The organism is Candidatus Infernicultor aquiphilus, assembly GCF_002784285.1.
GTDB lineage: Bacteria > Atribacterota > Phoenicimicrobiia > Phoenicimicrobiales > Phoenicimicrobiaceae > Infernicultor > Infernicultor aquiphilus.
This window is the reverse complement of the sequence record NZ_PFKO01000176.1, coordinates 1-8481: the sequence shown is the minus strand read 5'-3', so window position 1 is coordinate 8481 and position 8481 is coordinate 1. Positions and strand designations below refer to the sequence as shown.

7 protein-coding genes are annotated in these 8481 nt (G+C 33.6%); 1 reads left to right on the top strand and 6 read right to left on the bottom strand.

Translation table 11 applies throughout. From position 1 onward, the window contains the following. The first annotated feature begins 215 nt into the window (after nucleotides 1-215). A complete protein-coding gene (locus tag COZ07_RS04930; protein WP_406607473.1) occupies nucleotides 216-1460 on the top strand; it encodes a competence/damage-inducible protein A in 1245 nt (414 codons plus the stop codon). On the opposite strand, the gene COZ07_RS04925 is transcribed toward COZ07_RS04930, so the two are convergent. From COZ07_RS04925 to COZ07_RS04900, 6 genes are all read right to left on the bottom strand, one after another. Then, on the bottom strand, nucleotides 1422-2549 hold the full coding sequence (locus tag COZ07_RS04925; RefSeq protein ID WP_406607472.1) for a nitronate monooxygenase family protein: 1128 nt from the start codon (nucleotides 2547-2549) through the stop codon (nucleotides 1422-1424). The two genes, COZ07_RS04930 and COZ07_RS04925, sit on opposite strands and share 39 nt — an antisense overlap. 338 nt (nucleotides 2550-2887) lie before the next feature. Then, nucleotides 2888-4045, bottom strand: a complete 1158-nt coding sequence (gene nagA, locus COZ07_RS04920; RefSeq protein ID WP_406607471.1) for an N-acetylglucosamine-6-phosphate deacetylase — start codon at nucleotides 4043-4045, stop codon at nucleotides 2888-2890. A 102-nt stretch (nucleotides 4046-4147) separates the two neighbouring features. Further along, nucleotides 4148-5557, bottom strand: coding sequence for an ROK family protein (locus COZ07_RS04915; RefSeq protein ID WP_406607470.1), 1410 nt, complete (start codon nucleotides 5555-5557; stop codon nucleotides 4148-4150). 28 nt (nucleotides 5558-5585) lie between these two features. Beyond that, nucleotides 5586-6398: a sugar phosphate isomerase/epimerase gene (locus COZ07_RS04910; protein ID WP_406607469.1), complete on the bottom strand. Its 813-nt coding sequence runs from the start codon at nucleotides 6396-6398 to the stop codon at nucleotides 5586-5588. After that, the gene (locus tag COZ07_RS04905; protein ID WP_406607468.1) at nucleotides 6395-7405 is read right to left on the bottom strand and encodes a Gfo/Idh/MocA family protein; all 1011 of its coding nucleotides are present in this window, start codon (nucleotides 7403-7405) and stop codon (nucleotides 6395-6397) included. Before COZ07_RS04905 ends, COZ07_RS04910 begins: the two co-directional genes overlap by 4 nt. Nucleotides 7406-7607: 202 nt before the next feature. Then, nucleotides 7608-8462 (bottom strand): sugar phosphate isomerase/epimerase family protein, encoded by an 855-nt coding sequence (locus COZ07_RS04900; RefSeq protein WP_406607467.1) that lies wholly within the window; start codon nucleotides 8460-8462, stop codon nucleotides 7608-7610. Between the last annotated feature and the right edge of the window lie 19 nt (nucleotides 8463-8481).

Here is an 8481-nt window from a genome sequence, read left to right as displayed (position 1 = left end):
TGATGTTATTTGCACTATTTTTGAAATATAGTTAGTTTAAGTACTTTTTGGGTTGTAATCATACTATAATACACCAAAATTAATTTTTCAACCATTCTTTCCGAGATTTTTTAATTATTTTCCCTGACTCCTCATTTTTTTTCTTTCTTTCTTTAAATTTTAAAGCTATAATAAATAAAATATAATCAATCAATGAAGGAGAAGTAAATAAATCAATGAAAGCAGAAATTATCAGTATAGGCAGTGAAATATTAAGAGGGCAAATCACCGATACCAACGCTAATTTTATCGCTCAAAAATTAGCTGAACTCAGTATTGACCTAAATTATATTTCAGCAGTTGGCGATAATCAAAGAATGCTTTTATCTCTTCTAAAAAAAGCTCTTAGTCGTTCTGATTTGATTATTACTACTGGTGGATTAGGACCTACGGAAGATGATATTACCTACCAAGTTATTGCTAAAACTCTACACCTTAAGCTAATAAAATCTCCAGAGGCTGAAAAAAACTTAAAAAGGATTCTCCATAGTATAAAAATAAAACTTTCACCAAGTAATCTTAAACAAGCTTACCTTCCTGAAGGAGCTAAAATAATTATCAATAAATATGGCACTGCCCCGGCTATGATTCTGGAAAAAGATAATAAAATTATATCTTCTTTCCCTGGTGTCCCTTATGAAATGAAGAAGCTGATAGAAGAAAATCTTATCCCTTATTTAAAAGAAAAATTTCCACCTTCTGTAATTAAAAAGTCAAAAACTTTAAAAATTACTGGCCTGGGAGAGTCATCAGTTAATGAACTTATTCGTAATTATATCCATGAACAAACTAATTTTTCTTTTGGTATCTATGCTCATCCGGAAGATATCCAGATCCAGATAACTACTCAAGCTCCTACCGAAAAAGAAGTAGACCAACTGTTACAATTTTTATCTAATCAATTAATTAAAATATTAGGTGATTATGTTTATGGAACCGATCAACAGAGCTTAGAAGAAGTGGTGGGAAATCTATTAAAAGCAAAGAATATTAAAGTCGCTGTAGCAGAATCCTGCACCGGAGGTAGGTTAGGAGAAATGATTACTAATATACCGGGAAGTTCTGAATATTTTCAAGGTGGAGTAATAAGCTATAACGCTAAAATCAAAGAAGAGCTGCTAAAAGTACCTCCGGAAATAATTAAAAAATACGGCGAGGTAAGCGAACAAGTAGCTCGTTTAATGGCCGAAGGGGTACGAAAATGCTGTTACAGTGATATTGGAATAAGTATTACTGGTATCGCAGGTCCGGGAGGGGCCACTGAAAAGAAACAAGTTGGGCTGGTCTATATAGCTTTAGCTAATAGTAAAAAGACTCTTATCCAGAAACACCAGTTATTCGGAAATCGACAACAGATCCGTTTAAGGGCCTCCTGCCGCGCTTTAAATCTCCTTCGAATGCATCTGATAAAAAATGGATGAAGCCGTTTTATATTCCTCTACTAATGTATTAATAAGCTCTTTAACCGAGATAATTTTTTTCACGCGATAGGCATTAGCTCCGGCAAAAGAAAATCCATCCTCAAGTTTTCCTTGTTGAGCATTAGTTAGAGCGAGGGCAATACAATAAGGTGAATTTTCGAAATTACAAGTCTTTAAACACCTCCAGGGACATTTAAAAGGTTTCCTAATCCCAGCTGATACTTCTTCAAGAAATTTATTATTGATTGCTCGACCAGGTAAGCCAACCGGGCTATCAATTATAATCAAATCCTCTTTTTTACATTTTAAATAATTTTCTTTGAATTTTAAGGAAGCATCACACTCATAAGTAGCTACAAATCTAGTGGCCATCTGCACTCCTTGAGCTCCCAATTGAATATATTTGTAAATATCCGCCCCGGTATAGATACCTCCGGCAGCAATTACTGGAATATTTTTATTAGAATGCTCCTCATAGGTCTTTATCACCGAAATTATTTCGGGCAATAATTTTTCCAGTGAAAAACTAGGATTATTAATCTGCTCTTTTTTAAAGCCCAGATGTCCACCAGCCAATGGCCCTTCAACAACCACACCGTCAGGTACATGCTGGTAATTTTTTTGCCAATATTGAAATATAACTTTAGCTGCTCTGGCTGATGAAACTATAGGAATAACCTTAGTTTTATTTTCTTTTAATTTATCGGGAAGTAATATTTTAAGATTTCTTAAGGGAAGCCCTGCTCCCAGTAAAACTAAATCTGCTTCTTCTTCTATGGCAATTTTTATAATATCATAAAAATCAGAAAGAGCGACCATTACATTTACACCTATAATTCCTCTGGTCATTTTCTTTGCTTTTCTGATCTCTTTTCTTAAGGCTCTTTTATTTGCTTCACTAAAATTTGTGGCAAAATCAGGCTCAAGCATGCCAATACCTGCCGTCGCGATAACCCCAATGCCACCTTGGTTAGCCACTGCTGAAGCTAATCCTGACAAAGAAATACCTACGCCCATTCCCCCTTGAACAATAGGAAGGCTGGCCTTTAAATCACCTATTCTTAATTTAGGTATTTCATTTAAATTCATATATCTTTAAACTCTTTCCGGATATTATAAAACTGCAAGTATATTTTATCCATTTTTTAAAATATTATAACATGATTACTACCCAAAAAGTACCCATGCTTTACAGATAATACTAATCAACATATTTAATTATTTACCCTATGCACCTTTAAGGGACAAGGTTATAAATACCTTTAAAAATCAGACTTTTAAATAACAAAAAGCATAATTTAGAGAATAAAATCTTTAAAAAATATGATCTAAATTATGCTTTTTAAATTAACTTAAACTTATTAATTAAAATAAATTATATCACTGTTGATTTATGCAAACTGAGAAGCTGCTTTAATATTCCACTTTCATATTTCTTTTCTCCGGTAAACTACTTTACCTGCCACCATAGTTAATTCAGTTTCTAAGTTTTTATTTAAAATAACTATATCCGCATCTTTATATAGTTCTAAACTACCTTTTTTATCATCTATCCCCAGGCACTTCGCTGGATTATAACTTGCCATTTGGACTGCGTTTAATAATGAAATACCTACTTTAGTTACCAAATTTTTAACTGCTTTATCCATGGTTAACACACTGCCAGCTAAAGTACCATTTTTTAATTTAGCTTGTCCTTGAGTCACCATAACCTCTTGCCCTCCTAAATCATAAGTACCTTCTTTAAAACCTGTTGCCCTCATTGCATCGGTAATCAAAACTAATTTTTCACTTTCTTTAATTTGAGTTAACATTTTTAATACCATTGGATGAAGGTGTATTCCATCAGCAATCATCTCTACTATCAATTTTGGAGAAGATAAAGCTGCTCCTACCACTCCTGGCTCACGGTGGTGTAACCCTCTCATAGCATTAAATATATGGGTAACCTGGGATAAGCCAGCTTGAATACCTTCCTGCACTTGCTTATAAGTAGCATTAGAATGTCCAACCGAAACAATAATGCCTTGTTGGTGTAACCAACGAATAAAATCAATTGCTCCGGGCATTTCTGGTGCAATGGTAACTAAACGAATTAAATTACCGGAAGCTTGATTAAATTCTAAGAACTCCTCCACAGAAACTTTTTTAATATCCTCTTCTTTTTGAGCCCCTTTCTTTTCAGGATTAATATAAGGTCCTTCCAGATGTATTCCCAAAATTTCAGCAGTTCCAGTACCTTTTAACCTTGCTTCATGAATACTTTTAAGACTTTTAATAATTTTATCTTTAGTCATTGCCATTGTGGTAGGAAGAAATGCTGTAGTACCAAAACGAGAATGAGTAGTAGCAACTTGCTTTATAGCTTCATATTCTCCGTCCATAACATCTGATCCACCACCACCATGAACATGTATATCAATATACCCAGGAACTATAAATTTATTTTGAGCTTCAATTATCTCTACATTTTTCAGAATAGCTAGATCTTCTTTTCTATCTGTTATGGCAATAATTTTTCCTTTTTCAATAATAATAATTCTATCCTCAAGTAATTGAAAAGGAGTAACTATAGTACCATGCAAAATAGCAGTCCTTTTGTTTTGGTTAATAATATTTAATCACTCTCCTTATAAAAAATTTACAGAATTGCAAAATTTATTTACCTTAACAAATTTTTATCAAAACTACCCTTCACTATTTACTAAAGGTAAACTGGCAGCAGCAATAGATTGACCCACTCTTCTAATAGATTCATCAGGAAGATGTATAGAAATTTTATTAAATAATTCTACAAATTCTTCTTGTAAAACTTGAATTGCCTTTTGTAAAATTATAGGTCCACCTTCACCTGAAGTAACTCGACCCAATATTAATATATGTTCTAGATCATAAAAATCTGCATAATGTGCAATAGCATATCCTAAATATACCCCAATTGTTTCAAAAATTTTTACTACCTTACTATCCCCTTTAGCAAGTAATTTTTGGACAAATTTCAATTTTTCAGCAGGAGTTTGTTTTTCGCTAAAAATAATTCCAGCTCTTTCTGCAAGTCGTATAACCGCTACTTGGGATAAATACTGAACTCCACATCCATAGTCTTTAGACCATACATCAATAGGCGCTTGTTCATTGAAATCAATAGGCACAAAAGCTAATTCGTTTAGCTGAGTAGTAATATTCCCCTTTCTATCTACATAACCCCCTGCTTCACTAGATCCCATAGCAACGCCTAGCACTGCATTAACTTTTAATGACATAGACCCGGCTAAAGCTGTAACTTCTCCATCATTTATCACTTTAAAAGGAACATCCCATTCCTTTTGTATATCTAAAAAAATATTTTTTACTCTTTTTTCAAAAAGATCAGAAGAAATTCCACGAAATATGGAAGCAGCCATTACCCGATTATTTATATAGACCCCGGCAGAACTTCCTCCTATAGCATCAATGCGGGGCATACGTGCCGCAGCACGATGTAACATAGACATAATTTCGTGATAATGATAGTTTGGATTAGTTTGTACGCCAGGGTTCCATACTACTTCCTCACTAAAGACTACTTTACCATCTATTACCGCACTTACTTTTCTATCACTTGCCCCGAGGTCAAAACCGATACGGCATCCTTTAAGTTGTCGATTTAAAGGAATTGATTTTTCTTTAACCGGAACTACTTGTTCGGCACTACAAGCCACTATAGAAAAAGGCTTTTCATATATATTAGACATAAAATTTGCATCAAAAAAACGTTTCCCTTTTTGAGAATATAATCTTTTAATATATTCGCCAATTTCTTGGGGACCAACTATAATTATTTTAGGTCCACCGTAAATCCATAAAAGCGTCTTTACTAAGCGTTCTAGGTAAAAATAATTCAGGGAAGCATATTTAGCTTGTGGAGGAAAAACTTGTGTTTTAAAAACTTTTATTAAAATATCTCCTCTCTTTAAAGCAATAGTAAGAGGAATCCCTCCTCCTGAATTACGGACATTAAACTGAAAATTATGATTCCATAAGACAGCCGGCATAAAACTATCATCGAGCGGGGGAAGCACTCGGGGTTTTATTAAAGTAATTAAATTGCCAGACATAATTTATTCATAACCTTTCTTTGGTAAATTACAAATATGGTTCCAAAAATTTCTTTGCTTCTAAAATATCTTTCTTCTGCTGTTCCCCTGATATCTCTCGTTCTATAGTTATGGGCCCTTGAAAACCTTTCTCTTTTAATCTAGAGATTAATAGGGGAAAATCGACTTCACCCTTTCCAACTGGAACTTCAATTCCAAGGCTCTCATCACGATTAGGCCAGAGGGCATCTTTTGCATGCATACCCCTTACATATTCTCCAAGAATTTCCACCGCATCTAAAGGATGGGCCATACCATAAAGAATTAAATTAGCTGGGTCTAAATTTACATAAGCATTATTACCAATATCAGCAATTAATCTTTTAAGCGTTGATGGTAATTCCTGCCCAGTTTCAAAACAAAATATCTGACCATTTCTTTGGCAATATTCAACAAATTTTTTCATCACTGGAACAAATCCCAAATATAGAGGACTTTTTGGATCATTTGGTATAGCACCAACGTGGGAAGTAATGTTTTTCACGCCTATTTCATAAATCATATCAGAAAATTTTTCTGCCAATTTAAATCTTCTGGTACGATACTCCTCAGGGATAAAACCTACTGTTGAAACCCCTTCTATTCTATTATAAATCTGTCCCTCAAATACCAAAAAGAAAGAACTTATCTCAATACCAAACTCTTCTGAAGCCCTTCTTATATCTTTCGGTTTTAATCTATCTATCATAAGCTCCGCTGTGCAAGAAACCTGACAGGTTCGCATTCCTAATTTAGCTACCTCTTCAAAACTCTCTTTTATATTTTCAGTAACATGAATCATTGCACCAAGCTCCATCTTCATAATAAAATCTCCTTCTCAATTCTTGCTGATTCTATTTCTTTAAGAACAATCTCTAAAGATGCTTTTGCCTCTTCAGGGGTAACTCTTTCCGGGTATTTATCATTTTGCAAGCACTCAATCCAATATTTATCTTCATTATAATATCCCCCAAGTTCAGAAATATTACCACCAGTATTAACAGAATCTACTTTCGGCCTTGGAACATCCACCAATTTATCTTCCTCTTTCCCATAAATTATTAACGGCTGATTTTTGGAATTGTATTCTAAAACAGTACCATCCTCAAATACTCCTCTTATTTCTTGCATGAATCCATAAGACTTACTTAAATCCCAACCCCCTTCAGCGTTTACTATCATATCTCTGTACCTATATGTTGAACATATATGTTGCCATCCTTTTTTATCATTTTTCCCTAAAGAATAAACTGATTTCGGTTTTCCTAATAAATAATAAATATAATCTACATCATGGATATGAAGATCAAGTGCAGCACTGCCACTTCTATTAGGGTCAAAATACCAATTATCCCATCCATATATAGGAGGTGCGCTAATACGAGTACATTTAAGAACTTTTAACTTACCAAATTTTTTTGAATCTACAATCCTCTTAAACTCAATATATTCTGGCCAAAAACGTAACACCATACCAATCATTAATTTTACTTTTGCCTTTTTTGTTTCTTTAATCATTTCTTCGGCATCTTTTACTGTAAGTGCAAATGGTTTCTCACAAAATATATGCTTCTTGGCCTGGGCAGATCTTATAACCAATTCTTTATGTAAATGTGTAGGAAGAAAAATACTAATAGCATCAATTTCTTTATTGTTTATTAATTCATCTGCATTACTAAATACTCTTGCACCAGTTAAATTAGCTAACTCTTTTGCCTTATCCTGTCGAATATCTGATACACCTATAACTTTAACATTCTGTAAAGTCCTATAACAGTTAGCATGCATCTTTCCCATAGATCCACCACCAATAATACCAATTTTAATCATATTGTTTTATCCTCCAATTTTTTTAAAATATATCTTTTATCCGATTCTATTGATTTATTTATAGCAAGTGCTATTTTCCTTGCTTTATCTTGAATTACATCATATACTACAACAATTCTTACATCTCTTATCCTTGAGAGATTTCTCAGGTAAATAGATACTATTGCACCAGTTCCAATAAAACTTATTTTTAAATAGCGTTTTACTTCTCCTTTCGCCCTAATATTTTATCCATACTAATAGATGTTTCAAATATTAAACTTTCAGGATGAAATTTTGGAGGAGATAACTCAGCAATAACATAACTATCGTATCTAATTTCCTTAAGTGCTGAAACTACATCAGGCCAATTAACATCACCATAAAGGAGATTTACAAAGCCCTCTGTAGTGCCAATAGATTTTTTAAAATCCTTGAAGTGCACTTTTTTAATCCGGCTTCCTAAAATTTTTATCCACTGTTCTGGAAACCCAATTTGAAGCACATTACCCACATCAAAGTAAACTCCTATATACGAACTACCTATTGAATCTATAAAGTGCTTCATTTCAATGGGACTAAGTAAAAATTTGTTCCAAACATTTTCAATGGCAATATTTACCTTATAAGTTTCCGCAATAGGAGCTAATTCTTTCAAAGCTTGGAATGAACGTTCATAAACCTTATCATAAGAAACTATGGGGAAACCGCGCTTAAAGAAAACATCTACCGCACCAGGCACAACTAATATTGTATCTACTTCAAGCCAGCTTGCTACTTCTAACATTTTCTTAACAATACTCTTGGCTTTTTCCCGTTCTGAAGAATTATCGCTTGTCAGAGAATAATTCCAGAAAAGTCCAGTAGCCAAACTACTTATTTCAACACCAATAGAACGAGATATTTTCACAATCTTTTGAATATCACTTTTGGTAGAGCTTAATGTAATTTCTCCTTCTTCAGCAATTGTTACCTCAACACCATCAAATTTTGCTTCTTTTGCCAACTTGAAACAATCTTTTAAGCTCATATTCGCCGGAAAGGCCCACTGGTTGATTCCTTTCTTTTGAGTATACATTTCTCGTAACCTCCTTCAT